The sequence below is a fragment of the Roseovarius sp. genome (genome assembly GCF_030373445.1).
Classification (GTDB): domain Bacteria; phylum Pseudomonadota; class Alphaproteobacteria; order Rhodobacterales; family Rhodobacteraceae; genus Roseovarius.
In genome coordinates this window covers 69,451-96,245 of the sequence record NZ_JAUCYU010000005.1, presented here as the reverse complement: position 1 = coordinate 96,245, position 26,795 = coordinate 69,451, and the positions used below count along the sequence as shown (strand labels likewise).

The following is a 26,795-nucleotide window of genomic DNA, read 5'->3' as shown; positions in this document are numbered from 1 at the left end:
CGTTCCCGGCCCGAATAGGCTTGGCTGCACCTAATCCCGGAGGGCCGCCGTGACAACCGACCAGATCATCCTTTTCTCGCTCTTCGGGGCGGTCTTCGCGCTCTTGCTCTGGGGGCGCTACCGCTATGATATCGTGGCGTTTTCCGCGCTGCTGATCGGCGTGGTCCTCGGCGTCGTCCCGACCGAGGAGGCGTTCTCCGGCTTCGGCCACCCGGCCACCATCATCGTGGCGCTGGTGCTGGTCGTCTCGGCCGGCCTCGTCCGCTCGGGCGCGGTGCACCTCATCACCCGCACCATGGTCGACAGCTCCCGCAGCCTCGGCTCCCACATCGCTCTGATGGGCGGTATCGGCGGCGTGCTCTCGGCCTTCATGAACAACGTCGCGGCCCTTGCCTTGCTGATGCCCGTCGACATCCAGACCGCCCGCAAGGCCAAGCGCGCGGCGGGGCTCAGCCTGATGCCGCTCTCCTTCGCCACCATCCTCGGCGGCATGGCCACGCTGATCGGCACGCCGCCCAACATCATCATCGCCTCGATCCGCGAGGATGCCCTGGGCGCGCCGTTTGCCATGTTCGATTTCGCCCCCGTCGGCGCGGTCACCGCCGTGGCCGGGCTCCTCTTCGTGGCGCTCGTCGGCTGGCGGCTCATCCCGCAGCGCGAGGATACCGTGCTCGAAGCCTCCGAGATCGCCGACTACATCGCCGAGCTCACCGTGCCCGAAGGCTCCGACCTGATCGGCAAGCGCCTGATCGAGCTGGAAGAAACCGCCAACAAGACCGACGTGGCGCTCATCGGCGTCATCCGCGACGGCCGCCGCCGCTACGGCGCGGCCATCAACACCATGCTCCGGGAAGGCGACGCGCTGGTGATCGAGGCCAAGCCCGACGCGCTCGACGAATTCCGCTCCTCCCTCTCGCTCGCGTTCTCCGACAAGCAGCGCGAAGAGCGCCTCCAGGCCGAGGGCGACGGGCTCGACATCGTCGAGGTCGTGGTGCCCCAGAGCTCGCGCCTCGTCGGCCGAACGGCCCAGAACGTGGGCCTGCACTGGCGCCAGCAATCGGTGCTGATGGGCATTTCCCGGCAGGGCCGCAAGATCACCAGCCAGGTCCGCAACACCACCATCCGGGCGGGCGACATCCTGCTGCTGCTGGTGCCCAAGGCCACCGGCCGCGACGTGACAGACTGGCTGGGCGCCCTGCCTCTGGCCGACCGCGGGCTGGCGGTGACCCAGAACAACAAGACATGGCTGGCCATCGGCCTTTTCGGTGCGGCGGTGGGGGCGGCCTCGGTGGGGCTGCTCTACCTGCCCATCGCGCTGGGGCTGGTGGTGATGGCCTACGTGCTGACCCGCATCGTGCCCCTGAACGAGCTTTATACCCATATAGAGTGGCCCGTCGTCGTGCTGCTGGGCTCGATGATCCCCCTCGGCGCGGCGCTGGAGGACGTGGGCGGCACCGAGCTGATTGCCGGCAGCCTCGTCGCGCTCACCGAGGGGATGCCCGCCTGGGTGATCCTCACCGTGCTGATGATCGTCACGATGAGCCTCTCGGACGTGCTCAACAACACCGCCACCACCATCGTCGCCGCCCCGGTGGGCATCCAGATGGCGCAGGGCCTGGGAGTCTCGCCCGACCCGTTCCTGATGGCGGTGGCGGTCGCCGCCTCCTCGGCCTTCCTCACCCCCATCGGCCACAAGAACAACACCCTCATCCTCGGGCCCGGCGGCTACAAGTTCTCGGATTACTGGCGCATGGGCCTGCCGCTGGAGATCCTCGTGGTGGCGGTGTCGATACCGGCGATCCTCCTCTTCTGGCCGCTCTGACCCGCACCGGCCGGAGTGGGGGCCAGCCCCCACACCCCCGGGATATTTTCCGGCCAGAAGAAGCACGGAGGCCCATCGTAAGTCCAGTCCGAGTACCCCGCCCCGGAGGCATCCGAACCGCGCCACGCCTACTTGCTGCGCAGGGGCGCACAGCATCGCCCCTTGCCCTCGCCCCGCCGCCGCCCTAACACCGCATAATGAGACTTCTGTATCTGGGCGATGTAATGGGCCGCGCCGGGCGGCGGGCCGTGACCGAGAACCTGCCGCGCCTCAAGGCCGAGTGGCGGGTCGATTTCACCGTGGTGAATGGCGAGAACGCCACCGGCGGCATGGGCCTGTCGGGCGAGCATGCCAAGCTCCTGCTCGAGGCCGGTGCCGATTGCCTCACGCTGGGCGACCATGCCTTCGACCAGAAGGACATGCTCCAGTATATCGAGACCGAGCCGCGCATCGTTCGCCCCATCAATTTCGCCAAGGAGGCGCCGGGCCGCGGCCACCGGGTGTTTACCGACGGGCGCGGACGCAAAGTGCTGGTGGCACAGGTGCTGGGCCAGGTCTTCATGAAGCGCGCCTTCGACGACCCGTTCAGCGCCATCGAGCCGGTATTGAAAGCCCATGTGCCGGGCGGCGGGGTGCAGGCCGCGCTCGTCGACATGCATTGCGAGGCGACCTCCGAGAAGATGGCGATGGGCCATTTCTGCGACGGACGCGCCAGCGTCGTCGTCGGCAGCCACACCCACATCCCCACCGCCGACGCCCAGATCCTGCCGGGCGGCACGGCGTTCCAGGCCGATGCCGGCATGTGCGGCGACTATCTCAGCATCATCGGCATGGACAAGACCGAGCCGATGCGCCGCTTCATCACCGGCATGGGCAAGACCCGCTTCACCCCGGCCATGGGCGAGGCCACGCTTTGCGGGCTGTTCATCGAGACCGACGACCGGACCGGCAAGGCGGTCAACGTGTCCATGATACGCGAAGGCGGGCGGCTGCAGCAGGCCGCCCCGTGACCGGCCAGCCGCTCTATGTCCTCGTGCTGTTCTTCATGGGGGCGGGCTGGGGCCTGACCGTGCCGCTCGCGAAGGTCGCCACCAGCACGGGCCACCAGCCCTATGGCCTGATCTTCTGGCAACTGGTCATCGTTGTTGCCGTCCTCGCCCCCATGACGCGCTTCGCGGGCAAGCCGGTGCCGCTGAAACCCCACCACCTCAGGCTGTTCATCGTCGTGGCCCTGACCGGCGCGGTGCTGCCGGACGTGTTCTTCTACCTCACCGCCTCGAAACTGCCCGCCGGCATCCTGTCGATCCTGATGTCGACCGCACCGCTCTTTTCCCTGCTGATCGCGCTCGCGATGGGCAATGACCGCTTCTCCTGGGTGCGCCTGACCGGGCTGCTGTTCGGCATGGCGGGGGTGATCCTGATGATCGGGCCGAAGGCCAGCCTGCCCGACCCGGCAATGACCGCTTTCGTCTTTCTCGCCCTGCTCGCACCCCTGCTCTACGCAACCGAGGGCAATATCGTGGCGCGCTGGGGCACCTACGGGCTCGACCCCTTCCGCACCATCGTCGGCGCCTCGGCGGCGGGCGCGGTCATCACGCTGCCCATCGCGCTCCTGTCGGGCCAGTGGATCAACCCGCTCCAGGGCTTCGGCATCCCCGAGGCGGCGCTGGCGCTGGGGGCCGTCACCCACGGGCTGGTCTATGCCGCCTATGTCTGGCTGGTCGGGCGCGCGGGCTCGGTCTTCACCTCGCAATCGGCCTATATCGTCACCGCATTCGGCGTGCTCTGGTCGATGGTTCTTCTGGGCGAGCGCTACTCCGTCTTCATCTGGGTGGCGCTGGCGCTGACGCTGGGCGGGATCTTCCTCGTCCGGCCCCGGCCGTCGTTCCGGCTGGGCGTGCCGAAAGAGGCCGCGCGCCTGCCCGCCTGCGACGAGGCCGGGCCCACATGACGGGCGACGCCCTCGCCCACCGCCTGTCGCTGGTGCTGGCGCTCGTCGTCATCGGCGCGGGCTGGGGACTGACCACGCCGCTCTCGAAGATCGCGGTCAGCGAAGGCTACCGCCATTTCGGCCTGATCTTCTGGCAACTGGTCATCACCGGCACAATGCTGACCGTCGCTACCATCCTGCGCGGGCGGCGCGTGCCGCTCACCCGGGGCGATTTCCGCGTCTACCTGCTGATCGCGGTGATCGGGACCATCCTGCCCAACTCCGCCTCCTACGCGGCGGCCGTCGAACTGCCGGCCGGGGTGTTGGCGATCCTGCTTTCCACCGTGCCGCTCTTCGCCTTCCCGGTGGCCATCGCGCTTGGCAATGACAGCTTCGGCTGGACCCGGGCGCTGGGGCTGCTGTTCGGGCTGGGCTGCGTGCTGCTGATCGTGGGCCCCGATGCCAGCCTGCCCCACCCGGCCATGGCGGCCTTCATCCCGCTGGCACTGGTCGCCCCCTTCTTCTACGGGCTCGAGGGCAATATCGTGGCCCGGTTCGGCGCGAACGGGCTCGACCCGGTGCAGATGCTGGCGGGCGCCTCGCTCACCGGCGTGCCCATCGCCCTGGCGCTGGCGCTCGCCACCGGCCAGTGGATCGACCCGCGCGGCCCCTGGGGCGCGCCCGACGCCGCCATCGTCGCCAGCGCCGTGGTGCACGGCATCGTCTACACCGGCTATTTCTGGCTGGTCGCCCAGGCCGGCCCGGTCTTCGCGGCCCAGGTCTCCTACCTCGTGACCGGCTTCGGCGTGGCGTGGTCGATCACCCTGCTCGGCGAAAGCTATTCGCCTTATATCTGGGCGGCACTGGCACTGATGCTGGTCGGCATCTTCCTCGTCCAGCCGCGACCCCGGATCGCACTTGCCCCGCTGCCCCCCATCGGGAAAGATGGCAGCCAACAGGAACGGGACAGTCAAGCCTGATGCAATTCGTCGAATTTTCCCAGACCGGGCAGGCCCTGGTCACCCTTGGCGTGGTCGCCGTCATGTTCTTGCTGTTCATCCGCGAGATCTATCCGACCGAGGTCGTCGCCATCTCCGGCGCCGCGGTGCTGCTGGCGCTGGGGCTTTTGCCTTATGACGCGGCGCTGAGCGTGCTGTCGAACCCCGCCCCCTGGACGATCGTGGCCATGTTCATCGTGATGGGGGCGCTCGTGCGGACCGGCGCGCTCGACTGGTTCACCCAACTGGCCGAGGCCCAGGCCGGTGCCCGGCCCGCCCTCGCCATCGGCGCACTGATGGCCTTCGTCATGCTCGCCTCGGCCTTCGTCAACAACACGCCCGTCGTGGTGGTGATGATCCCCGTCTTCGTCCAGCTTGCCCGCAAGCTCAATGTCTCGGCCAGCAAGTTCCTGATCCCGCTCAGCTATGCCGCCATCCTCGGCGGCTGCCTGACGCTGATCGGCACCTCGACCAACCTGCTGGTCGACGGCGTCGCCCGCGCCGGGGGGCTTGCGGCCTTCTCCATCTTCGAGGTCACACCGCTGGCCATCATCCTTGCCATCTGGGGCGCGCTCTACCTGCGCTTCGTCGCCCCCCGGCTGCTGCCCGACCGGGCCAGCATGGCCACCCTGCTGAGCGACCGGAAGTCGCGCAAGTTCTTCACCGAGGCCGTCATCCCGCCCGAATCGAACCTCGTCGGCCGCGAGGTCAACAGCGTGCAGCTCTTCAAGCGCGAGGGCGTGCGCCTCGTCGACGTGATCCGCGGCGACCAGTCGCTGCGCCGCAACCTAGACGGGGTGATGCTGGAAGTGGGCGATCGCGTGGTCCTGCGCACCCAGGTGACCGAGCTTCTGAGCCTCCAGCGCAACAAGAGCCTCAAGCGCGTCGACCAGGTCTCGGCGGTGGAAACCACCACCGTCGAGTCGCTGATCACCCCCGACTGCCGCATGGTGGGGCGGCGGCTGGGCGCCCTGCGGCTGCGCCGGCGCTTCGGGGTCTACCCGCTGGCGGTGCACCGCAAGGACAAGAATATCGGCCGCCAGCTCGACGATATCGTCGTGCAGGTGGGCGACACGCTGCTGCTCGAAGGCGCGCCGGAGGACATCAACCGCCTCTCGACCGAGATGAACATGGTCGACGTCTCGAAACCCACCGAGCGCGCCTACCGTCGCAGCCATGCCCCCATTGCCGTCGGCGCGCTGGCGGGCATCGTGGTGCTGGCGGCGATGGGGGTGGCGCCGATCCTGATGCTGGCCGTGCTGGCGATGGCGGTGGTCTTCCTCACCCGCTGCGTCGACACGGACGAGGCGTTCGGCTTCGTCGACGGCCACCTGCTGGCGCTGATCTTCGCCATGCTCGCCATCGGCGCCGCGCTGGAAGCCTCGGGCGCGGTCGAGCTTCTCGTCACCGGGGTGGCCCCCCTGCTGGCCCATACCTCGCCCTTCCTGACGGTCTGGGCCATCTACCTGCTGACCAGCGTGCTGACAGAACTGGTCTCGAACAACGCCGTTGCGGTGGTGGTGACCCCAATCGCCATCGGGCTGGCCGAGGCACTGGGATACGATCCCCGCCCGCTGGTGGTGGCGGTGATGATCGCGGCCTCCGCAAGCTTCGCGACACCGATCGGCTACCAGACCAACATGATGGTCTACGGGCCGGGCGGCTACAAGTTCACCGACTTCATCAAGGTGGGCATCCCGCTCAACCTGTCGATCGGCCTGCTGGCCTCGGCGCTGATCCCGTTCTTCTGGCCGCTCTGACCCGCCCCCTCCCCGCGCCCTGACAGGCGCGCGTCGCGCAACAGCCCGCAACGGCTGGTGAGCGGCGCCGGGTCAGCCTGGAACGTAACGCGCATCGTAGCTGACCGGGAAATTCACCGACCGGGCGATGAAACACACCTTGCCGATCTCGTGGTGAATGGCATCGGCCTTGTCCAGGTCCGTCCCCGCCGGCACCGCGATCTCGGGCCGAAGCACCGCCCCCAGGAACCGGCTCGCCCCGGACCGCTCTGTCTCGCCCAATGCCAGCGGATCGTCGGAATAGCCCTGCACCGCGATTCCCGCATCCGAGGCGAAATGCAAATACCACAGCATATGGCAAGCCGAGAGCGCCGCGATCAGCATGTCCTCCGGGTTGTGCAGCGTCGGGTCGCCCCCCAGCAGCGGATCGTTCGAGCAATGGATCACCGGCTTGCCCGGCGTCTCGACGTTCCAGGTCCGGTCATAGGCGCGATAGCTCGCCGTCCCCTCGCCCCGGTTCCCTGTCCAGACCACGCGGGCGGTGTAGTCATGCTGTGCCATGCATTGCTCCGTTGTGTTCGATTCTGTATATCTGTATACACTTTTACACCCACCGGAGACCAGACCAGATTTGACCCCCGAAGATATCTCTCACACACTGGAAAAGGACATTCTCGGCGGCACCCTCGCCCCGGGCAGCGTGCTGCCGCAGGGGGCGCTGGCCGCGCGGTTCGGCGTCAGCCGGATACCCGTGCGCGACGCGCTGGCCCGGCTCGCAAGCGCCGGGCTGGTCGAACTTGCGCCCAACCGGCGCGCCCGGGTCGTCCAGATGACCCGCGACGAGGTGATCGAGGCCTATGACCTGCGCCTGCTTCTGGAAACCGACCTCTTTGCCCGGGCGCTGAAGCGCATGACGCCACAGGACCTCGACCGGATCGACTATGCGCTCGCCCGCTCGGATCTCGAGGCGCGCAACGCCAACTGGGCCGAAGGTGACGCCCTGTTTCACGCAGCGCTTTACGCCCCTGCCCAACGCTCCCGGCAACAGGCCATGATCGACGGGTTGCGCCGGGCCTGCCGGGTGCAGATCGCGTCCTACGCGATCCTGCCCGAGGACACCGACCGATGGCTCGCCGACCACGCCGCCCTGCGCGACCTTTGCCGCGCGGGCCAGACCACGGCGGCGGCCGAGCGCCTGCGCGCGCACCTCACCGGCGCGCGCGACACGCTTCTGTCGCATCTCACCTGATCAGAGGCTGATGACCTCGCGCTCCGTCACCACCATGTCGAGCGGCTGGTCCGTGGGCTCGAGCGGCAGCCCCTCGGCCTCCTGCGCGGCATAGGCGAAGCCAATCGCCAGCGTCGCGCGCTTGCCGCGCAGAAGCTCCAGCGTCCGGTCGTAGAACCCGCCGCCATAGCCCAGCCGCCCGCCCTGCCGGTCGAAGGCCACCAACGGCACGATCAGGATTTCCGGCTCGAGGAAATCGTCCACCTCCGGGATCATGGCCCCGAACGGCCCTTCCTTCAGTGCACAGCCCGGCTCCCACCGGGAAAATATCAAAGGCAGGCCTTTCCCCTGAATCACCGGCACGCCTACCGGCCCGTGGGCCGCGGCCTCCGCCATCACCGGCAGCGGGTCGATCTCGGTCCGGATCGCCATGTAGCCCGACAGCGGCACGCCCCGATAGCCCGCCAGCACTTCCGCCAGGTGTCCCGCCTCGCCCGGCGGCGCGGCCTCGTGCGCCGCCTTGCGCCGGGCGAAGGCCGCCTTGCGCGCCTCTGCCTTCACCGCCGTCAGATCGTTCATAGAAGCACCACAACCGCCAGTCCGAGGAAGGCGAAAAACCCGACCACATCCGTCACCGTCGTCACGAAGGCGCCAGACGCCAGCGCCGGGTCGACGCCGATACGGTCAAGGATCACGGGGATCACCGTGCCGGCAAGCCCGGCCACGACAAGATTGATCACCATTGCGGCAGCGATCACGTAGCCCAGTTCCGGGCCGCCGAACCACACCACCCCGATGATCCCCATCACCACGGCGAAAATCAGCCCGTTGATCAGCCCCACCAGCACCTCGCGCCGGATCACCCGCCAGACGTTGCGGCCGGTCAGGTCCTTCGTGGCAATCGCCCGCACCGCCACCGTCAGGCTCTGCGTGCCCGCGTTGCCCCCCATAGAGGCCACGATCGGCATCAGCACCGCCAGCGCCACCACCGTGGCGATGGCCTCTTCGAACTGGGCGATGACCAGCGAGGCGAGGATCGCGGTGACAAGGTTCACCGCCAGCCACGGAAAGCGCTGCTTGGTCGTGTCGATCACCCGGTCGGCGATGCTGCCCTCGCCCACGCCGGCGAGGCGCATGATGTCTTCCTCGTGCTCTTCATCGAGCACGATCATCGCGTCGTCGATGGTGATCACGCCCACCAGCCGCTCGTTCTCGTCCACGACGGGGGCGGATATCAGGTGGTACTGGTTGAACGCATAGGCCACGTCCTCCTCGTCCTGGGTGACGGGGATGACATGGAACGTCTCCTCCACCAGCGAGGTCAGCAGCACCTCGCGCCGCGACGCCATCAGCTTGCCCAGCGTGACGTTGCCCACCGGCTTCAGCCGCGGATCGACAAGGATGATGTGGTAGAACTGGTCCGGCAGGTCGTCCTGGTTGCGCAGGTAGTCGATGGCCTCGCCCACGTTCCAGTGCTCGGGCGCCATCACCACCTCGCGCTGCATCAGGCGGCCGGCGGAATATTCCGGGTAGGTCAGCGAATGCTGAACCGCCACCCGGTCGCTGTCTTCCAGCACGTCGAGAATGGCGCTCTGCTGGTCTTCCTCGAGGTCCTCGACAAGATCGACCACGTCGTCCGATTCGAGGTCGCGCACCGCCTCGGCCAGCACCTCGGGATGCAGCGTGTAGAGCACCTCCTCGCGGATCGACTCGTCGAGTTCCGACAGGATGTCGCCGTCGAAATCCCGCCCGTACAGCTCGATCAGCCGACGCCGGTCGAAGGCGTTGACCTGTTCCAGAAGGTCGGCGATGTCGGCCGCGTGCAGCGGTTCCAGCTCTTCGAGAAGGCGGGTGCGGTCTTCCGTGTCGACCGCGTACATGATCCGCGCCACCGCGCGATCGTCGAGCACATAGGCATCGTCCTCGCGGTCGGTCTCGGTTTCCGCCACAGCGTCGTCTTCAGCCATGCGCCACCCCTTTCCGCACCGAACCTGCCCGGCCAGCCATACGTGGCCAGCCTGCCATGAAACGCGCCAGCGGGCCGCCGGTTGCACCGGGCCGCGCAAAAAACGCGCCTTGCCACTTTCGCTCCGCCTTAAAGAAGCACCTTCGGGAAAACAATGACAATAGCCGCATTTACCCTCCCCTGTCCGCTGCCTATGGTGCAACCGGTACGCGAACAGGCAGATATGAGCAGATGACCAGCGAAACTCTCCTGACGGGCCGGGTGCTCGTCTATACAGGCACGCCGTTCGAGGGCGATCCGGCCCTTGCGGCGCGGCTCGACGAGGCGGTGCTGATCCGCGACGGCCGCGTCGTGCAGACCGGCACGGCCGACGCGCTGCGCAAGGCCGCACCGCAGGCGACACCCGAGGACATGGGCGACGCGCTCATCACCGCGGGCTTCGTCGATGCCCATGCCCACTACCCCCAGACCGCCATGATCGCGAGCTGGGGCAAGCGCCTGATCGACTGGCTCAACGCCTACACCTTCCCCGAGGAGATGCGCTTTGCCGATCCCGCCTATGCGTCCGAGATCGCCGGCCGCTACCTCGACCTGACGCTCTCGAACGGCACCACCACGGTCGCCAGCTACTGCACCATCCACCCGGAAAGCGTCGAGGCCTTCTTCACCGCGGCGCAATCCCGCGGCCTGCGCGCCGCGGCCGGCAAGACCTGCATGAACCGCAACGCCCCCGAGGCACTCTGCGACACCACGCAATCCGCCTATGACGACAGCAAGGCATTGCTCGAGCGCTGGCACGGCACCGATCGCCTCTCCTACATCGTCACGCCCCGCTTCTCGCCCACCTCGACGCCGGACCAGCTCTCCGCCCTCGGCACGCTCTGGGCCGAGCATCCCGATTGCCTGATGCAGACCCATCTCAGCGAACAGCCCGACGAGGTCGAGTGGGTCAAATCCCTCTTTCCGCAGGCCCGCGACTACCTCGACACCTACGAAGCCCACGGCCTCCTGGGTGCACGCGGCCTCTATGGCCACGCCATCTACCTCGAACCGCGTGAACGCGACCGGCTGCGAGAGGTCGGCGCCGCGCTCGTCCACTGCCCAACCTCCAATACTTTCATCGGCTCGGGCCTTTTCAACATGGCGCTCGCCAAGGCCGAAGGGCACCGCGTGGGGCTGGCCACCGACACCGGTGGCGGGTCGTCCTTTTCGATGCTGCGCACCATGGCGGCGGCCTACGAGATCGGCCAGCTCACCGGAACGGCCCTGCACCCCGCCCAACTCTACTGGCTCGCCACCGCCGGCTCCGCCGACGCGATGCACATGGGCGACCAGATCGGCAACATCGCCCCGGGAATGGAGGCCGACCTTATCGCCCTCGACCTCGCCTCGACCCCGGCCATCGCCCAGCGCGCCGCCTCGGCCGAGGACATATGGGAGGCGCTCTTCCCGACGATCATGATGGGCGACGACCGCGCGGTGAAAGCGGTCTGGGTAAACGGCCGCCGCGCGCTCGGCTGACCCGTAGGGTGGGTGAAACCCACCATTGCCCTGCCCGCAAATCCTCCCCCGTCCCGGCTCCCGAGCCGGGACCTCGCCCCGCCAGAAGCCCCGCCACAGGCCCCGGGGCAGGCGCCCCTACCCCATCAACCTCTGCGCCAACACGTTCTGCCGCTCCACCACCTTCGGCAAATCCACCGTCACCATCCGGCCCTCACGCACAACGGACCGCCCTTCCACGAACAAATCCCGCGCCTTCACCGGCCCCGCCAGCATCAGCGCCGCCGGATCCCAGCTCCCCGCGCTCTCGACGCCCGACACATCCCACACCGCGATATCCGCCCGCTTGCCCACTTCGATCCGCCCGCAATCCGGCCGCCCCAGCACATCCGCCCCGCCCCGCGTGGCGATCTCCAAGGCCTCCCGCGCACTCATCGCATCGGCCCCCCTTGCCACCCGCTGCAACAGCATGGCCTGCCGGGCCTCCAACGCAATATTCCCCGCGTCGTTACTGGCCGAGCCATCCACACCCAGCCCCACGGGCACGCCCGCATCCCGCATCGCCCGCACCGGCGCGATCCCCGAGCCCAGCCGGCAATTCGAGCACGGACAATGCGCCACCCCCGTCCTCGACCGGGCGAACAGGTCGACCTCCGCTCCATCGAGCTTCACGCAATGCGCGTGCCACACGTCATCGCCGGTCCAGCCCAGATCCTCGGCATATTGCCCCGGCCGGCACCCAAACTGCGCCTCGGAATAGGCGATATCCTCGTCATTCTCGGCCAGGTGGGTGTGCAGCATCACCCCCTTGTCCCGCGCCAGCAGCGCCGCCTCGCGCATAAGGTCGCGGCTCACCGAAAACGGCGAACAGGGCGCAACGCCCACCCGGCACATCGATCCTTCACCGGCATCGTGGGACCCGTCGATCACCCGGATGCAATCCTCCAGGATCGCCGCTTCCGCCTCCACCAGCGCATCTGGCGGCAGCCCGCCCTCGCTCTCGCCGATGCTCATCGCCCCGCGCGTCGGATGAAACCGCAGCCCCACCTCGGCGGCGGCGTGAATGGTATCCTCCAACCGTGCCCCGTTGGGATACAGGTACAGGTGATCCGAACTCAGCGAACACCCCGACAGCGCCAGTTCCGCCAGCCCCACCTGCGCCGAGACGAACATCTCCTCCGGTCCGAACCTGGCCCAGATCGGGTAGAGCGTCTTCAGCCACCCGAACAGCAGCGCATCCTGCCCGCCCGGCACGGCACGGGTCAGCGTCTGGTAGAGATGATGATGCGTGTTCACGAGGCCCGGCGTGACGACACAGCCGCGCGCCTCCACCAGCTCGCCACGCGTCTCCAGCCCCTCGCCGATCCCGGCGATCACGCCGTCCCGCAACAGGATATCCGCCCCGCGCAATTCCTCGCGCGCCTCGTTCATGGTAAGCACGTGGTCCGCACCACGGATCAGGATTTCAGCCATGGAAAGCCCCCTTCATCGCATCCGACCCCCTCAGATCGCATGAAGCTGGGCCACGGGGGAAAGGGGTGAAGACCCGTGGTCGGGGACAGCTTATCGCAAACGCCCCCGGAAATGAACCGCCATCACGGCAGGCGCCCGGAATTTGCACAAATTCCGGAATAGAGAAAGCGCATTCTCTATCCCGCAACCTTCGACAATATCTCCAGCGCCGCCGCGTGCTGCTCCGGCCCCGCCGCGGCCACCGCGCGGCCGCCCTGGTGCGCCGGCCGTCCCTGCCAGTCGGTCACGATCCCGCCCGCCGCCTCGATCACCGCGATCGGCGCCTGGATGTCATAGGGCTGCAACCCCGCCTCGATCACCAGGTCGACCTGGCCACAGGCGACCAGCGCATAGGCATAGCAATCCATCCCGTAGCGGGTCAGCTTCACCTCGCGCGCCACGGCGGCGAACCCGTCACGCTCTGCCTCGCTGCCCAGTTCCGGGAAGGTGGTGAACAGGATGGCCTCCGACAGCGGCCGGGCGCCCAGCGTGGCAAGCCGCCGCGCGCCCTGCGGCCCCTGCATCCCGGCCCGGCCGAACCCGCCTTCGAACCGCTCGGCCGTGTAGGGCTGATCGATCAGCCCGTAGACCGGCCCGGTCTCGTCAGACACCGCGATCAGCACGCCCCACGTGGGCGTGCCCGACAGGAAGGCACGCGTCCCGTCGATCGGGTCGAGCACCCATGTCAGGCCGCTCTCTCCCCGCGTCGCTCCGTATTCCTCTCCGAGAATGCCATCCTGCGGCCGCCGCGCGGCGAGGATCTCGCGCATCGCCCGTTCGGCGGCGCGGTCGGCCTCTGTCACCGGGTCGAACCCGGTGCCGGCCTTGTTGTCGGCCCGCATCCCGGCCGACCGGAAAAACGGCAAAATGGCCTCACGCGCCGCATCCGCCAGCGCGTGTGCCGTTTGCACGATTTCGTCTGTTGTCATCTGCCCGCCGGTCCCTCTGCCGCATTCGCGGCCTGCTTAGCCCGGCCGGGCAGCCACGATCAAGCGACGTCGCTCAGAACCCGGGCGAGGTCGAACAGGCGGCGGCGCTGGTTTTCCGGGATCGCATAGTACGACCGGACCAGTTCAAGCGCTTCCTTGTCGCCAAGGATATCGGCGGGCACCGAGCTTGCATGCTCCTGCTGCGCCTCTTCCTCCGAGGTCAGACCCTCGAAGAAAAAGCTGACATCCACGTCGAGCGATTCGGCGATATCCCAAAGGCGCGACGCGCTGACGCGGTTCGCGCCGGTCTCGTATTTCTGGATCTGCTGGAACTTGATCCCCACGCTTTGCGCAAGCTGCTGCTGGGTCATCCCAACAAGCCAGCGGCGGTGCCGGATACGCTTTCCGACATGTACATCAACGGGGTGCGGCATGTTTTATCCTCTCCTGACAATGCTCACAAAACCTCCGGTCCCGCCCCGCAAGGCGGCCCCAAAGGAAATGGGTACAATCTTCAGCCGCTGCGCATCCCTGCAGGGCCAACATATGGTATCGCGTGTATACGAATTTACAAGCACAACCGCTACCTAAATACGTGATTGGTTAAAATCCAACACAATCGGAGCGCGTCTCCCCGCCGACCGGTCCCCGGTCGAGCCCCGGCGCGATTGACTCGGGCGGCCGAAATCGCCAAGTCACGCCAAGCCCTTATCGCCCGTTCCTAACTACGGAGAGAGCCCTTGCGCGCCTTTCAGGTCCTGCCCGACAACACGCCCGCCACCATCCGCGAGATCGACACCCCCGCCCCCTCCGAGGGCGAAGTCCGTCTGAGAATCGGCGCCTGCGGTCTCAATTTCGCCGACCTGCTGATGATCAAGGGAGAGTACCAGGATACGCCCGAGCCGCCCTTCACGCTGGGCATGGAAGTGGCCGGCACGATCGAGGCCTGCGGCCCCGGCGTCGACGATGCCATGATCGGCCAGCGCGTCGCCGTCTTCGGCGGACAGGGCGGACTGGCCGAAGTCGGCTGCTTCCCGGCCGAGCGCTGCGTGCCGCTGCCCGATGCCATGCCCTTCACCGATGCCGCGGCCTTCCAAGTGGCCTATGGCACCAGCCACGTGGCGCTCGACCACAAGGCGCGGCTGCAGCCGGGCGAAACCCTTCTGGTGCTGGGGGCGGCCGGCGGCGTCGGCCTCACGGCGGTCGAGATCGGCAAGCAGATGGGCGCCACCGTCATTGCCTGCGCGCGGGGCGCCGACAAGCTGGCGGTGGCCGAACAGGCCGGCGCCGATCACCTGATCGACGCGAAAACCGAGGATATCCGCGAGCGCTGCAAGGCGCTAGGCGGGCTCGACGTGGTCTACGATCCCGTAGGCGGCGACCAGTTCAAGGCCGCCTTCCGCGCCTGCAACCCCGAGGCCCGCATCCTCGCCATCGGCTTTGCCAGCGGCGAGGTGCCCCAGATCCCGGCCAATCACCTGCTGGTCAAGAACATCTCCGTCCTCGGCCTCTACTGGGGCGGCTACCTCAGGTTCCGCCCGCAGGTCATCAGCGACAGCCTCGCCACCCTCTTCGGCTGGTATGCCGAGGGCCGGCTCAAACCCCATGTCAGCCACACCCTGCCGCTCGATCAGGTCGAAGAGGGGCTCGAGCTTCTCCGCACCCGCAAATCCACCGGCAAGGTGGTGATCACGCCGTAGCCGCGGACGGCACCGCGACCGGCCCGCGGCTCGCGGCAAACCCCTGCCGCAGCATGTCGGCCAGCTCGCCCAGCACCTCCTTGCGGCTGTCGGCGCCGTACATGTTGATCCGCTGGATGCCCAGGTCGGGCAGCGCCCCGCCCGACTGGATCGCCTCGAGGTGCGGCGGCACGCTGTCTTCCAGCAACGCCCCCACGGCCAGGTCGGCGCTGATCAGCGCCTCGACCGACCGGTCGTCGTCGGAATCCACCGCCATCTCCCAGTCGATCCCGGCATCGTCCAGCTTCCGCAGCACGCCGGCGCGGAAGATGCAGACATTGCAGAAGGCCAGCTTCAGCGGCTTGCGCTTCCACGACAGCCCGCCCTGCGCCCCGACCCAGCGCAGCGGCATCTCGGTCAGCGTCTCGCCGCCCTGTCCCGGCTTCTCCTCGGTCGTCAGGATCAGGTCGACCTCTCCGCGCTTCAGCGAATCCAGCAGCTTGAGCGAGGTCGACGACCTGAGCTGTACCTTGACCCGCGGGCAGAGCGCGTGGAACCGCTTCAGCACCTGCGGCACCACCGGGTATATCACGTCGTAGGGCGCCCCGAGGATCAGCTCGCCCTCGTAGACGTCATCCGTCAGCCGGCCCACGGCCTCGTCGTTCAGCTCCACCAGCCGGCGGGCATAGGTCAGCAACAGCTCGCCCGAGCCGGTCAGCGCGATCCGCCGGTTGCTCCGGTCAAGCAGGTCCTGGCCCAGCAGCTCCTCCAGCCGCTTGAGCTGCATGGACACGGCCGATTGCGTCAGGTTCAGCGCCGCTGCGGCGCGCGTCACCCCACCCTGCTCGGCCACCGCCACGAACGAGCGCAGGGTCGTTACGTCGAGATTCCTCATTCATCACGCTCCTTGATGCTGGAGGTCACAAACATTCGTTTCACAAATGATAACCTATCCTCCATCTTCATCAACATCAACGATGGAAACGCCCCGAAGCATCACAGACCGAAAAGGATATCGTCATGGCCTTCCTCTCCGTCCCCCGCTCCCGCGCCTGCCCGCACACCCGCCGCCGGGCGTCACTGCTCGATCTCCTCATCCTGCGCCGCCAGCGCCGCAAGCTCGCGAAACTCGACGACGCCGCCCTGCGCGACATGGGGCTGACCCGCCGGGACGCGCTGGACGAGGCACGCCGCCCCGCCTGGGACGTGCCCCACCACTGGATCAGGTAACAGTGTTTTTCCGGGTCATAACGGCCCGGAAAAGCTTGAAAAGCAGTGCCAGCCATCCGATATTAGGTCAAAGTCCGTGGACGGGACTGGTCTTGACACTTATCGGAGGCTTGAATGGCTGAGTTTGATACAATCCGGACGGCATCTGGCGCACGCACTGCCGGCCAGGTTGACCAGGGCCTGCGCGCCCACATGAACAAGGTCTACGGCACGATGTCCGTAGGCATGCTGATCACCTTCCTCGCAGCTTGGGCCGTCGGCACCAACGCCGCGATGATGGAGACGCTTTTCACCGGGTTCACCCGCTACATCGTGATGTTCGCGCCGCTGATCATGGTCTTCGCCTTCAGCGCCGTGATCAACCGGCTTTCCGCCGCCGCCGCCCAGCTCTTCTTCTACGCCTTCTCGGCGGTGATGGGCGTCTCGATCGCCTATATCTTCGTGGTCTTCACGGCCTACTCGATCGCACAGGTCTTCCTGATCACCTCGATCGCCTTCGCCGGCCTGTCCCTCTGGGGCTACACCACCAAGAAGGACATCTCGGGCTGGGGCAGCTTCCTGATCATGGGCCTGATCGGCCTGATCGTGGCGTCGATCGTGAACATCTTCCTCGGCTCGCCGGCCATCATGTTCGCCATCTCGATCATCGGCGTGCTGATCTTCGCAGGCCTCACCGCCTATGACACGCAGGACATCAAGAACGAGTATCTCGCCCACGCCCACCATGGCGACAGCGAGTGGCTCGGCAAGTCGGCCATCATGGGCGCGCTGCGGCTGTACCTGGACTTCATCAACATGTTCATGATGCTGCTGAGCCTGTTCGGCAATCGCGAATAAAACGATCCCTCCAAGATCGCATCAGGCGGGGCCGGTCCTTGGACCGGCCCTTTCCTTTTTGGAGAGCATTCCGTCCACAATCTCCAAGATAGCCGAAGATCCGTAGGGTGGGTGCCAACCCACCGCGCCCCAACCATTCAACACCCCGTCCCGGCCCGCGAGCCGGGACCTAGCACCGAACGAAAGCCCGGCCGCACCGCAGGATGGGCGCCAGCCCGCTACCCCCTCAACAACAAAAAACCGCGCCCGAAGGCGCGGCTCTCGCGATACCGTCAAAAGGGCAAGACCTTACTTGATCTTGCCTTCCTTGTACTCGACATGCTTCCGCGCGACCGGGTCATACTTCCGGATCGACATCTTCTCGGTCATCGTCCGTGCGTTCTTCTTGGTCACATAGAAATGGCCGGTGCCCGCGGTCGAGTTCAGGCGGATCTTGATAGTGGTCGGCTTTGCCATTTGTCTCGCTCCTGCACAGGACGGGCAGCCCGTCCGTGAAAATCCCGTGAAGCCCGCCTTTTATAGCCCCGCGCGCCCGAGTCAACCGGTTTTTGGCGCGCGGCCCGGCGTGGCGGCGCTCAGTTCGATGTCAGGCGCGTGGGCATCCGGTAGAAGTGGTGCACCCCGATCGTCGCGGTGCGCGGAAACCGGTGCGCCCAGCGCGGATTGACGGCGCGCGTATGGTAATGCGTCGCCCCCTGGGTCAGCGCCCGCGGCGCGCCCTTCACCATCAGGTAGGCCACCTTGCCGACATTTTCAAACGCCCGCTTCTCGTGGATCACTTCCTTGTTGCCGTCACAGGTATAAGTGAACTGGCACTGGTACTTGGCGCCCGTGCCCTGGTGCACCACGGCACAGATCTCATCGGGGAAATCGACGCTGTCGACCCGGTTCAGGATCACCTCGGCCACCGCGAACTGGCCCTTCACGCTTTCCCCGCGCGCCTCGAAATACAGCGCCTCGGCAAGGCAGCGCCACTCCGCGTCGCCCTTGCGCGGGGCCTGCCCCGCCAGCCATTTCGCCGAATACTCGACCTCCAGCGTGGGCCGCGTGAGAAAGCTGGCCAGCCGCGCCTCGGGCAGCGCGTTGATCGCGCGGCGTTCGTTCTCAAGCAGCCGCGTCATGGTCGTGTCGGCCGACGCGGCACCCGCCATCGCCAGCAGCAATGAAAAAACAATACGGAACATATGTAATTTTCCCTTCCCAGATCGGGCCTTAAAAGCCCAAGCATCCGGGCCCGATATGCGAGATGGCACCCGGCGTCCACCCCCCTGCCCGCCGGGTAAGTCTTCCATGCAACAATTGAAAAATAATGACCTGTGTCCCTTGCGAAAAATTACCAAACGCCCACAGGGACTTAACCGATTCTGTCTCTCACCGCCAACTGTGCGGCGGCGAGTCGCGCAACCGGCACCCGAAACGGCGAGCAGGAGACGTAATCGAACCCCGCCGCCCGGCAGAACGCGATTGATTCGGGGTTCCCCCCGTGCTCTCCACAAATCGACAGGACGAGGTCGGATTTCGCCTTCCTGCCCCTTTCCGCGCCGATTTCCAGCAACTCGCCCACCCCGTCGGCATCGAGCGTATGGAACGGGTCCTCGGCATAGACCCCCTGCTGCACGTATTTCGACATGAACCGCCCCGCGTCGTCGCGGCTGAGCCCGTATGTCATCTGCGTCAGGTCGTTCGTCCCAAAGCTCAGGAACGACACCAGCGGCGCGATCTCTCCGGCGCGCAGCGCGGCGCGCGGCGTCTCGACCATCACGCCGAGGCGATAGGTGAAGTCCTTGCCCGTCTCGTTGCGCACCGCCGTCGCCACCGCGTCGACCCGCGCCTTCACCAGCTCCACCTCGCGCCGGGCGCTGACCAGCGGGATCATGATCTCGGGCACCACCGCCTCGCCCTCGTGGCTGGCGGCCACCGTCGCCTCGAAGATCGCCCGCGCCTGCATCTCGTAGATCTCCGGCACCGTGATCCCCAGCCGCACGCCCCGCATGCCCAGCATCGGGTTGTACTCGCCCAGCGCCTCCACGCGCCGCGTCACGTCCGACAGCGGCAGGTCCAGCGCCTCGGCCAGTTCCAGCATGCCCGAGCGGTCGGTCGGCAGGAACTCGTGCAGCGGCGGGTCGAGAAGCCGGATGCAGACGGGCTGGCCCTGCATGATCCGGAAAAGGTCGATGAAATCCGCCCGCTGCATCGGCAGCAGAAGCTCCAGCGCGGCGGCCCGGTCCTTGCCGGCATCGGCAAAGATCATCTCGCGCATCACCGTCAGCCGGTCGGCCTCGAAGAACATGTGCTCGGTCCGGCACAGCCCGATCCCCTGCGCCTTGAAGGTGCGGGCGACCTCGGCATCGGCGGGCGTGTCGGCATTGGCCCGCACGGCGATGTCGCGCGCCGCGTCGGCCCATTCCATCAGCGTCGCCAGCGACTCGTCGCGCGCGGGCTCCAGAAGCGGCGTGTCGCCCGCAAGGATGTCCCCGCTGGTGCCGTCCAGCGTCACCATGTCCCCGGCATTCAGCCGCCGCCCGTCGGGGAAGACAAGGAACTTGCGCCGCATGTGAAACTCGATTGACGAGGCCCCGACCACGCACGGTTTCCCCATCCCCCGCCCGATCACGGCGGCGTGGCTGGTCATCCCGCCCCGCTCGGTCAGCACGCCCACGGCGGCGTTCATGCCGCGGATATCCTCGGAACTGGTCTCGCGCCGGACAAGGATGCACGGCTCCCCGCGCGACTCGCAGGCCTGCGCCTCGGTGGCGGTGAACACGATCCGCCCGCTGGCCGCGCCCGGGCTCGCGGCGATGCCGCTGGCCAGCACGTCGCGCGGCGCTTCCGGGTCGACCTGCCGGTGCAGAAGCTCGTTCAGCGCCCGCGGCTCGATCCGCATCAGCGCCTCCTCGTGGGCGATGATCCCGTCCTCGGCCAGCGCCACGGCAATCGCCACGGCGGCCCGCGCGTTCCGCGCCACCCGTACCCCGTCCAGCAGGAACAGCTGCCCGTTCTCGATGGTGAACTCGGCCTGCATCTCCTCGCGCAGCCGCACGCGCATCAAGGCGGTATGCTCTTTCAGCTCGGCAAAGGCCTCCGGCGCCAGCTCCTCCAGCGACGGCCCCCGCGGGTCACGCTCCAGAAACAGCGCATCGGCCCCGCCGCGCAGCGCCTCGCGGCCCTGGCTCTGGCTCAGGTAGCGCCCGGTGATCTGCCGCGCGCCGGTCTGGCTGTTGACAAGCTGCATCACCCCCGAGCCGCTTTCGCCCTCGCCCAGCCCCAGCGCCATCTCCTGAACCACCAGCCCCAGCCCGGCATCCGCCGGCGCCCCCTTGGCCTGCCGCAGAAGCCGCGCGCTGGTGCCCTCCCACGCCCGCGCCATCGAGCGCAGCACCTCGCCAAGCTGCACGCCCGGGTCCTGCGGGAAGGCCTCTTCCGTCTCGTCCTCGTAGGCGGCCAGCGCCTGTTTCAGGCCTGTCGCGGGCTCGTCGGCCACGTCCTCGAACGCCTCCGGGTCCAGCCGGGCCACGTGGATGGCAAAGCTCTGCACGAAGCGCAGGTAAAGCCGCGCCGCCGCCTCCTGCCCGATGGTCTCGGACATCTCGGCATAGCGGGCGTCGTTCATCCCGATATTCAGCACCGCCCCCGGCCCGCCCCAGTCCGGATCCTCCGACGAGGGCCGCACGCAGAGGATGGCATTGCCCGCGAACGGCGCCAGAAGCCGGTCTGCCGGGGGCATCTCGCCCTGCGCGATCCGGCGCACGGTCTGGAACGACAGCGCCAGCGTGCAGGGCACCGGAAGCTCCAGCCTGACAAGGCGTTGCAGGCACTTGGCCCGGCCCCCGTGGGTGTCGGTCTTGACCGGCGCATCCGGCGTGATCAGGGTGATATGCTCATCATTTTGCTGCACTGCGGCACCATTGCGCTTCACGCGCTCAAAAGCAAGAGCCGTGTAACAATTGGGCGACAGGGTGGAATAAGAGGCAGATTGTCGTAAGATCATGACCGGGCTGGAAACAATCGGTGCCGTTTCCAGGCCGGCCGGACGGGCGCTGCCCGGCGTCCTACCCCTCGATCCGCGTCAGGTCCGCCGCCTGCAGACAGATCACCCGGATCCGGTTCAACAGGTTCAGCCGGTTGCGCCGCACGATATCCTTGTCGGTATTGATCTGCACCGCCTCGAAAAACGCGTCGATCGGCGCCCGCAGGCCCGCCATCGCCGCCATCACCGCGCCGAAGTCCTCTTCCTTCACCGCCGCGGCAATCGCCCGCTCGGCCCGGTCCAGCGCAGCGAACAAGGCCTTCTCCTCCGGCGCCTCGGCAAACTTCACGTCCGCGCCAAAGGAATACTCGACCCCGTCCTTCTCCTCGGCCTGGCGCAGGATGTTGTTGGCCCGCTTGAACCCCTGCACGAGGTTCTCGCCCTCTTCCGTCGCCAGCACCTCCTGCAACGCCCGCGCCCTTGCCACGATCAGCGCCAGGTCATCGCCGCCATCCAGCTCCAGGCACGCGTCGATCACGTCATGCCGGATGCCCTGATCCCGCAGGTACACTTTCAACCGGTCATGGAAGAACGCCAGCAGGTCGGTGCTCAGGTCCGGCACCGCATCCCCCACCGTGCGCAACAGGCTCCCGTCGCCCGTCTCCGGCGCGCCGTCACGGTCCTTCACCCGATCCAGCACCGCCTGGAACGCCGCCCCGAACACGCCGTGATCGGCGACCTCGTCCAGAACCTCCTCCAGCGTGTCGATCTCGCCCTCACTGGCCTTCTTCGCATTCAACCCGATCTTGTGGCGCAGCAACTGCCCGTCGATGAACCGGTCCAGCTTGATCCGGTAGCCATTGTCCAGCACGATCCGGATCACCCCCAGTGCCGCCCGGCGCAGGGCGAACGGGTCTTTCGACCCGGTAGGCTTCTGATCGATCGCCCAGAACCCGGTCAGCGTATCCAGCTTGTCCGCCAGCGCCACGCTCACCGAAACGAGACGCGTCGGCACCTCGTCAGAGGGGCCGAGCGGCGAGTAATGCTCCTCGCACGCCGCCGCGACGTCCTCCGGCAGCCCGGCGGCCTCGGCGTAATACCGCCCCATCAGCCCCTGCAATTCCGGGAATTCGTAAACCATCTCCGACGACAGATCCGCCTTGGCCACCCGCGCCGCCGCGTCCGCCATCTCCACATCGGCGCCAACCGCCGGCGCAATCTCCTGCGCCAGCGCCCGGATCCGCGCGATCCTTGCCGCCTGCGTGCCCAGCTGCCGCTCGAAGGTCACATGCTCCAGCTGGTCGATCCACGCGCCCATGCCGTCCCGGGCCACACGCAAATCGTTCTCCCAGAAGAACTTCGCATCCGACAACCTTGCCGCCAGAACCTTCTGGTTCCCCGCCAGGATCGTCGCGCCATGATCCTCCGTCTCGATATTCGCGACCGTGATAAACCGCTCGATTCGGCCGGACTTCGGGTTTTTCACGGAGAAGAACTTCTGATGCTCCTTCATCGAGGTCTGCAACACCTCCGGCGGCAGCCCGAGGAACTCCTCCCCGATCTCCCCCATCAGCGCGACGGGCCACTCCACCAGCCCCGCCACCTCGGCCAGCAAGCCCTTGTCCTCGACCACCTCGAAACCACCGGCAAAAGCCAGGTTCTCCGCCTCCTGCCAGATATGCGCCTCGCGCTCCTCCGGGTTCAGCAGCACCTTGTCCCGCTTGAGCTTCGCGGCGTAATCCCCGAACCCCGTCACGGCAAACCGGCCCTGCCCCATGAAACGGTGACCCTGCGTGGTATTGCCCGCCCTGATCCCGTCGATCTCCAGGTCGACCACGCTGGCCTCCCCCGCGTCATCCGTCAGCACGCACAGGATCGAATGCAGCGGCCGCACCCAGCGCAGGCTGCCCGCGCCCCAGCGCATCGCCTTGGGCCAGGGGAAATTCCGGATCACCCCTTCCAGCACCTCCGCCACGATCGCCTCGGCCGGACGGCCCGGCTTGGTGATCTTGGCGAAATACACCTGTCCCTTCTTCTCGTCGCGGATTTCCAGTTCGTCCTTCGACACCCCCGCACCGCGCAAAAATCCTTCCAGCGCCTTCTCCGGTGCATCGACGCGGGGTCCCTTGCGCTCTTCCACCACCGTCGGGCTCTCTGCCGGCAGGCCCTCAAGCGCCAGCGCCAGCCGCCGCGGGGTCGAGAACGCCGCCGCCCCGCCATAGGTCAGCCCCGCCTCGACCAGGCCATCGGTCATCCGCGCCTTCAGGTCGTCGGCCGCACGGCGCTGCATCCGCGCCGGGATTTCCTCGGAAAACAGTTCGATCAGAAGATCAGGCATGTGGTCTCAACCCGGGGCTTTGTGGAAAGTCCCGGGTTGGATAACGGCGCCTCGCCACAACGTCCAGCCGGATTTCGGCAGGAGCGCCGGGATCAGGTCCGCGGATCGGCCTTCCTCTCGGCCCGCTTCGCCAGCGTCTTCACGTCCGGCCCGGCCCGTGCCGGCACGATCCGGTACACCGCCTCGATGAAACAGAAGAGGGCAAAGGCGATCAATCCGGCGGTCAGCAGGATCAGCAATATCCGCCCGAACGCCATTCCCCTGATCGTGTCGAACGCCCTGCCCAGCCCCCCGGCCTGCTCGGGAGAGGCCGTCATGGCGGCATAGATCAGGAACCCCCCGATCAGCGCCACCGCCACGCCATGCGCCACCAGCCCCACCTTCGCCACAGGGTCCAGCCGCTCCATCACCGACGTGCGGTGCAGGTGCGATTTGTACTTCTCGGAATACGCCTTGTAGAAATAGTAAATTCCGGCGCCCACCACCGTTGCGCCCGCCAGCCCGACGATCCACTGGCCATACTGCATCGCCAACAGCTTCGCGGTCCAGCTCTTCGAGCCGCCGCCGCCGGTGCCAATCCCCAGCGCCGCGGCAATCGCCCAGAGGCCCAGCGCACCGTGGATCACCCCAGTCACCGCCTGCCCGCCACGGGCCACCACGCCCTTCAGCCCGGTGCCATAGGTCTCGAGATCCATCTTCGCGTCGATCACCCGCCAGACCATGAAACACAACAGCCCCAGGCCGATCCCCCACAGGGCGATCACCCCCCAGGCCTGCGATTTGAGCTGTTCCAATGCGCCCGTCGTGCCCTCGGCCTCGCCACCGAAGATGGCGGCCATCAGGGCCAGGGTGCCGACCACGAGGTACACCGCGCCGCGCGCCCCGTACCCGGTTCGCATGACGGGCACGACCCAATAGGGGGCTTTCTCGGACATGGCGCTGTTCTCCCTTTGCTGGGAACACAAGCGCCGAACGGCCGGTCAGGTTCCGATCAATATCTGTCGGGCGGCTCCGGGCAGCCCTCCGGCGCGGGCTGTCCGTCGAACACCACTTCGCCGCAATGGTTGATCTGGTGCCAGACCCAGCCTTGCCCGTTCTCCGCCACGGCGACGATCCGGTCGATCCCGTACTCGATATTCTCCTCGCCCATGAAGGCCACGGCCGAGCCGTCTTCCAGCTTCGCGCCCAGCGCCCCGGCATCGAAACACTCGAACCACCCCGGCGCCTCCAGCGGCACGGCACGCTCGTACGGCTGATAGGTCTCGTTCAGCTCCGCCAGCGGCGTCTCGGTCGTAAAACACGCCCGGTACCGGATGGGCGAACTGTCCGCATCGATCCCCTCGAACCCGTCATAGGCAATCACCTCCGGCTCCCCCGAGGCAACCGCGGTCATCCGCACATCCTCGCCCGTGGCCTCCACCTCCTCGTAATAGGCATAGACCTGCAGGTAATAGAGCGCCACGCCCGCCACGGCCGCACAGACCACGATCATCAGGCTCAGGATCTTTCCGGTCACGTCACGAATCCTTCTCTGTTGTACTCTCGCGAGACTCTGCCTCTGCGAGCGGCTCAATCTTCGCCTGCTGGCGCGAAAGAGAAACGGAACTGAACGCCCGGTCCGACAAGCGACCCAAGGCATCGGTTGCGACCTTCAGGTTGCCCGAGTCACGGGTTTTCGGCCCATTCAACCAACCGAAAAAACCCAACACGCCACCAAGCGTGCGGACGTCGCCTATGATCCCCTCGAACCACTGCAGGAACGCGACGGGATAGGTCACCGTCAACTCCAGGCTTTTCCCGTCGCCGGCAAGGTCGGCCATACTCGGGCCGAACGCTTCCGCGGCCCGCGTGAAGTCCTGCCTGAAACAGACATCCAGAAACGCGGTTCCCGTCGCGGGCTGCGAAGCTGAAGGGTGCTCACCGGCCTCCTCGCGATCATGGCCCGAGGTGTCAAGGATGAACGGCCCAACGCAACTCAACTGGCATACCGTCACGAGACCGCGCGCCTTCAACCGATCCGACACCCCCATACTCCGAACGAACCTCTCTGGTCCGAACTCCGCCCGGATCAGGCGCTGCATTCCACTCCCCCGGCCTCGGTCTGCACGAAGGCATCCGCGCATTGCTTGGCCAGTGCCCGGACCCGGCCGATATAGGCCTGCCGCTCGGTCACGCTGATAACGCCCCGCGCGTCCAGCAGGTTGAAGATGTGGCTCGCCTTGATGCACTGGTCATATGCCGGGTGCGCCATGATGATCCGCTTGCCGGTCTTGGGGTCGTCCACCGGGTGCGTCAGGATCGCCTCGCATTCGGCCTCGGCCTCCTCGAACTGCTTCAGCAGCACCTCGGTGTTCGCCACGTCGAAATTCCAGCGGCTGTATTCCTCTTCCGTCTGCCGGAACACGTCGCCGTATTTCAGCGGAATGGGCGCGTCGGGGTCGTTGAACGGCATCTCCATCACGTGGTCGATCCCCAGCACGTACATCGCCAGCCGCTCCAGCCCGTAGGTCAGCTCGCCCGACACCGGCGTGCAGTCATGCCCGCCCACCTGCTGAAAGTAGGTGAACTGGCTCACCTCCATCCCGTCGCACCAGACCTCCCAGCCCAGCCCCCAGGCGCCCAGCGTCGGGCTCTCCCAGTCATCCTCGACGAAGCGGATATCGTGCAGGTCCATGTCGATCCCGATCGCCTCCAGCGACCCCAGGTAAAGCTCCTGCAGATCCGGCGGGCTGGGTTTGATCAGCACCTGGTACTGGTAGTAATGCTGCAGCCGGTTCGGGTTCTCGCCGTAACGCCCGTCGGTCGGCCGCCGCGAGGGCTGCACATAGGCCGCGGCCCAGGGCTTCGAACCAAGGCTGCGCAGCGTCGTCGCCGGGTGGAACGTGCCCGCCCCCACCTCCATGTCATAAGGCTGCATGATCGCGCAGCCCTTGGAACTCCAGTAGGCCTGGAGCCGCAGGATGATCTCCTGGAAACTGCGGGGCTTTTCCGATTTTTCCGCCATGCTCGCCTCTTTCCCGGCCCGGTTGTCGTCGTTGACCTACCTACGGCCACGCCCCCGCAGGGTCAATTGCGCCCTCGCGCATATTTTGGATGCACGCCCGGTTCAGTTTGATAGAA

Annotated in this window: 25 protein-coding genes; 10 read left to right on the top strand and 15 right to left on the bottom strand. The window is 67.0% G+C overall.

Going from position 1 to position 26,795, the window contains the following annotated elements; all coding sequences use genetic code 11:
- Positions 1–49 precede the first annotated feature (49 nt).
- The 5 genes from QUV18_RS10705 (at position 50) to QUV18_RS10685 (ending at position 6,510) form a co-directional block, all read left to right on the top strand.
- The gene (locus QUV18_RS10705; protein ID WP_300893905.1) at positions 50–1,822 is read left to right on the top strand and encodes an SLC13 family permease; all 1,773 of its coding nucleotides are present in this window, start codon (positions 50–52) and stop codon (positions 1,820–1,822) included.
- A 197-nt stretch (positions 1,823–2,019) separates the two neighbouring features.
- A complete protein-coding gene (locus QUV18_RS10700) occupies positions 2,020–2,832 on the top strand; it encodes a TIGR00282 family metallophosphoesterase (RefSeq protein WP_300893904.1) in 813 nt (270 codons plus the stop codon).
- Entirely contained in the window at positions 2,829–3,773 is a 945-nt protein-coding gene (locus QUV18_RS10695; RefSeq protein ID WP_300893903.1) for a DMT family transporter, read from the top strand. Before QUV18_RS10700 ends, QUV18_RS10695 begins: the two co-directional genes overlap by 4 nt.
- Positions 3,770–4,732, top strand: coding sequence for a DMT family transporter (locus QUV18_RS10690; RefSeq protein ID WP_300893902.1), 963 nt, complete (start codon positions 3,770–3,772; stop codon positions 4,730–4,732). The genes QUV18_RS10695 and QUV18_RS10690 overlap by 4 nt, the downstream gene beginning before the upstream one ends.
- Complete coding sequence (locus QUV18_RS10685; protein ID WP_300893901.1) at positions 4,732–6,510, top strand: SLC13 family permease; 1,779 nt, start codon at positions 4,732–4,734, stop codon at positions 6,508–6,510. Before QUV18_RS10690 ends, QUV18_RS10685 begins: the two co-directional genes overlap by 1 nt.
- Positions 6,511–6,582: 72 nt before the next feature.
- Here the strand turns inward: QUV18_RS10685 and QUV18_RS10680 are convergent, their stop codons facing one another.
- A complete protein-coding gene (locus tag QUV18_RS10680) occupies positions 6,583–7,050 on the bottom strand; it encodes an OsmC family protein (RefSeq protein WP_300893900.1) in 468 nt (155 codons plus the stop codon).
- Between the two features lie 70 nt (positions 7,051–7,120).
- On the opposite strand from QUV18_RS10680, the gene QUV18_RS10675 reads away from it, so the two are divergent.
- Positions 7,121–7,738 carry a GntR family transcriptional regulator gene (locus QUV18_RS10675; protein WP_300893899.1) on the top strand — a complete coding sequence of 206 codons (618 nt, stop codon included), beginning with the start codon at positions 7,121–7,123 and terminating at the stop codon, positions 7,736–7,738.
- Here QUV18_RS10675 and QUV18_RS10670 read toward each other — a convergent pair whose 3' ends face one another.
- The gene (locus QUV18_RS10670) at positions 7,739–8,296 is read right to left on the bottom strand and encodes a 5-formyltetrahydrofolate cyclo-ligase (RefSeq protein WP_300893898.1); all 558 of its coding nucleotides are present in this window, start codon (positions 8,294–8,296) and stop codon (positions 7,739–7,741) included.
- Positions 8,293–9,684, bottom strand: a complete 1,392-nt coding sequence (gene mgtE / locus QUV18_RS10665) for a magnesium transporter (protein ID WP_300893897.1) — start codon at positions 9,682–9,684, stop codon at positions 8,293–8,295. The genes QUV18_RS10670 and mgtE overlap by 4 nt, the downstream gene beginning before the upstream one ends.
- Before the next feature lie 230 nt (positions 9,685–9,914).
- On the opposite strand from mgtE, the gene guaD reads away from it, so the two are divergent.
- Positions 9,915–11,204 carry a guanine deaminase gene (guaD, locus tag QUV18_RS10660; protein WP_300893896.1) on the top strand — a complete coding sequence of 430 codons (1,290 nt, stop codon included), beginning with the start codon at positions 9,915–9,917 and terminating at the stop codon, positions 11,202–11,204.
- 117 nt (positions 11,205–11,321) lie between these two features.
- Here the strand turns inward: guaD and QUV18_RS10655 are convergent, their stop codons facing one another.
- From QUV18_RS10655 to QUV18_RS10645, 3 genes are all read right to left on the bottom strand, one after another.
- On the bottom strand, positions 11,322–12,656 hold the full coding sequence (locus QUV18_RS10655; RefSeq protein WP_300893895.1) for an 8-oxoguanine deaminase: 1,335 nt from the start codon (positions 12,654–12,656) through the stop codon (positions 11,322–11,324).
- A gap of 176 nt (positions 12,657–12,832) precedes the next feature.
- Positions 12,833–13,624, bottom strand: coding sequence for a histidinol-phosphatase (gene hisN, locus QUV18_RS10650; RefSeq protein WP_300893894.1), 792 nt, complete (start codon positions 13,622–13,624; stop codon positions 12,833–12,835).
- Between the two features lie 59 nt (positions 13,625–13,683).
- Entirely contained in the window at positions 13,684–14,058 is a 375-nt protein-coding gene (locus tag QUV18_RS10645; RefSeq protein ID WP_300893893.1) for a helix-turn-helix transcriptional regulator, read from the bottom strand.
- Positions 14,059–14,364: 306 nt separating this feature from the next.
- Between QUV18_RS10645 and QUV18_RS10640 the strand changes: the two genes are divergently transcribed.
- Positions 14,365–15,324 carry an NADPH:quinone oxidoreductase family protein gene (locus tag QUV18_RS10640; protein ID WP_300893892.1) on the top strand — a complete coding sequence of 320 codons (960 nt, stop codon included), beginning with the start codon at positions 14,365–14,367 and terminating at the stop codon, positions 15,322–15,324.
- Here QUV18_RS10640 and QUV18_RS10635 read toward each other — a convergent pair.
- On the bottom strand, positions 15,314–16,198 hold the full coding sequence (locus QUV18_RS10635) for a LysR family transcriptional regulator (RefSeq protein WP_300893891.1): 885 nt from the start codon (positions 16,196–16,198) through the stop codon (positions 15,314–15,316). The genes QUV18_RS10640 and QUV18_RS10635 overlap by 11 nt on opposite strands.
- A gap of 125 nt (positions 16,199–16,323) precedes the next feature.
- Between QUV18_RS10635 and QUV18_RS10630 the strand changes: the two genes are divergently transcribed.
- A complete protein-coding gene (locus QUV18_RS10630; RefSeq protein WP_300893890.1) occupies positions 16,324–16,533 on the top strand; it encodes a DUF1127 domain-containing protein in 210 nt (69 codons plus the stop codon).
- A gap of 114 nt (positions 16,534–16,647) precedes the next feature.
- Complete coding sequence (locus QUV18_RS10625; RefSeq protein WP_300893889.1) at positions 16,648–17,370, top strand: Bax inhibitor-1/YccA family protein; 723 nt, start codon at positions 16,648–16,650, stop codon at positions 17,368–17,370.
- Positions 17,371–17,658: 288 nt separating this feature from the next.
- Here the strand turns inward: QUV18_RS10625 and rpmG are convergent, their stop codons facing one another.
- The 8 genes from rpmG to QUV18_RS10585 all read right to left on the bottom strand — a co-directional run bounded on the left by rpmG (position 17,659) and on the right by QUV18_RS10585 (position 26,679).
- The gene (rpmG, locus tag QUV18_RS10620) at positions 17,659–17,826 is read right to left on the bottom strand and encodes a 50S ribosomal protein L33 (RefSeq protein ID WP_057816833.1); all 168 of its coding nucleotides are present in this window, start codon (positions 17,824–17,826) and stop codon (positions 17,659–17,661) included.
- 119 nt (positions 17,827–17,945) lie between these two features.
- Positions 17,946–18,554: a cell wall hydrolase gene (locus QUV18_RS10615; RefSeq protein WP_300893887.1), complete on the bottom strand. Its 609-nt coding sequence runs from the start codon at positions 18,552–18,554 to the stop codon at positions 17,946–17,948.
- Between the two features lie 170 nt (positions 18,555–18,724).
- A complete protein-coding gene (locus QUV18_RS10610) occupies positions 18,725–21,265 on the bottom strand; it encodes a putative PEP-binding protein (protein ID WP_300893886.1) in 2,541 nt (846 codons plus the stop codon).
- Positions 21,266–21,419: 154 nt separating this feature from the next.
- The gene (gene glyS / locus QUV18_RS10605) at positions 21,420–23,675 is read right to left on the bottom strand and encodes a glycine--tRNA ligase subunit beta (protein WP_300893885.1); all 2,256 of its coding nucleotides are present in this window, start codon (positions 23,673–23,675) and stop codon (positions 21,420–21,422) included.
- 92 nt (positions 23,676–23,767) lie between these two features.
- Positions 23,768–24,610 (bottom strand): DUF1206 domain-containing protein, encoded by an 843-nt coding sequence (locus QUV18_RS10600; protein ID WP_300893884.1) that lies wholly within the window; start codon positions 24,608–24,610, stop codon positions 23,768–23,770.
- Positions 24,611–24,666: 56 nt separating this feature from the next.
- Positions 24,667–25,191, bottom strand: a complete 525-nt coding sequence (locus QUV18_RS10595) for a DUF6446 family protein (protein WP_300893883.1) — start codon at positions 25,189–25,191, stop codon at positions 24,667–24,669.
- Between the two features lies 1 nt (position 25,192).
- Positions 25,193–25,756 carry a hypothetical protein gene (locus QUV18_RS10590; protein WP_300893882.1) on the bottom strand — a complete coding sequence of 188 codons (564 nt, stop codon included), beginning with the start codon at positions 25,754–25,756 and terminating at the stop codon, positions 25,193–25,195.
- On the bottom strand, positions 25,744–26,679 hold the full coding sequence (locus QUV18_RS10585; RefSeq protein ID WP_300893880.1) for a glycine--tRNA ligase subunit alpha: 936 nt from the start codon (positions 26,677–26,679) through the stop codon (positions 25,744–25,746). Before QUV18_RS10585 ends, QUV18_RS10590 begins: the two co-directional genes overlap by 13 nt.
- Between the last annotated feature and the right edge of the window lie 116 nt (positions 26,680–26,795).

Bases quoted from the DNA above. Each gene is read 5' to 3' on its own strand.
- QUV18_RS10655 (WP_300893895.1), bottom strand. From the start codon at position 12,656: ATGGCTGAAATCCTGATCCGTGGTGCGGACCACGTGCTTACCATGAAC.
- QUV18_RS10630 (WP_300893890.1), top strand. From the start codon at position 16,324: ATGGCCTTCCTCTCCGTCCCCCGCTCCCGCGCCTGCCCGCACACCCGC.
- QUV18_RS10600 (WP_300893884.1), bottom strand. From the start codon at position 24,610: ATGTCCGAGAAAGCCCCCTATTGGGTCGTGCCCGTCATGCGAACCGGG.
- QUV18_RS10685 (WP_300893901.1), top strand. From the start codon at position 4,732: ATGCAATTCGTCGAATTTTCCCAGACCGGGCAGGCCCTGGTCACCCTT.
- QUV18_RS10700 (WP_300893904.1), top strand. From the start codon at position 2,020: ATGAGACTTCTGTATCTGGGCGATGTAATGGGCCGCGCCGGGCGGCGG.
- QUV18_RS10590 (WP_300893882.1), bottom strand. From the start codon at position 25,756: ATGCAGCGCCTGATCCGGGCGGAGTTCGGACCAGAGAGGTTCGTTCGG.
- QUV18_RS10615 (WP_300893887.1), bottom strand. From the start codon at position 18,554: ATGTTCCGTATTGTTTTTTCATTGCTGCTGGCGATGGCGGGTGCCGCG.
- QUV18_RS10680 (WP_300893900.1), bottom strand. From the start codon at position 7,050: ATGGCACAGCATGACTACACCGCCCGCGTGGTCTGGACAGGGAACCGG.
- mgtE (WP_300893897.1), bottom strand. From the start codon at position 9,684: ATGGCTGAAGACGACGCTGTGGCGGAAACCGAGACCGACCGCGAGGAC.
- rpmG (WP_057816833.1), bottom strand. From the start codon at position 17,826: ATGGCAAAGCCGACCACTATCAAGATCCGCCTGAACTCGACCGCGGGC.
- QUV18_RS10645 (WP_300893893.1), bottom strand. From the start codon at position 14,058: ATGCCGCACCCCGTTGATGTACATGTCGGAAAGCGTATCCGGCACCGC.
- QUV18_RS10585 (WP_300893880.1), bottom strand. From the start codon at position 26,679: ATGGCGGAAAAATCGGAAAAGCCCCGCAGTTTCCAGGAGATCATCCTG.
- hisN (WP_300893894.1), bottom strand. From the start codon at position 13,624: ATGACAACAGACGAAATCGTGCAAACGGCACACGCGCTGGCGGATGCG.
- QUV18_RS10690 (WP_300893902.1), top strand. From the start codon at position 3,770: ATGACGGGCGACGCCCTCGCCCACCGCCTGTCGCTGGTGCTGGCGCTC.
- QUV18_RS10670 (WP_300893898.1), bottom strand. From the start codon at position 8,296: ATGAACGATCTGACGGCGGTGAAGGCAGAGGCGCGCAAGGCGGCCTTC.
- QUV18_RS10625 (WP_300893889.1), top strand. From the start codon at position 16,648: ATGGCTGAGTTTGATACAATCCGGACGGCATCTGGCGCACGCACTGCC.
- guaD (WP_300893896.1), top strand. From the start codon at position 9,915: ATGACCAGCGAAACTCTCCTGACGGGCCGGGTGCTCGTCTATACAGGC.
- QUV18_RS10635 (WP_300893891.1), bottom strand. From the start codon at position 16,198: ATGAGGAATCTCGACGTAACGACCCTGCGCTCGTTCGTGGCGGTGGCC.
- glyS (WP_300893885.1), bottom strand. From the start codon at position 23,675: ATGCCTGATCTTCTGATCGAACTGTTTTCCGAGGAAATCCCGGCGCGG.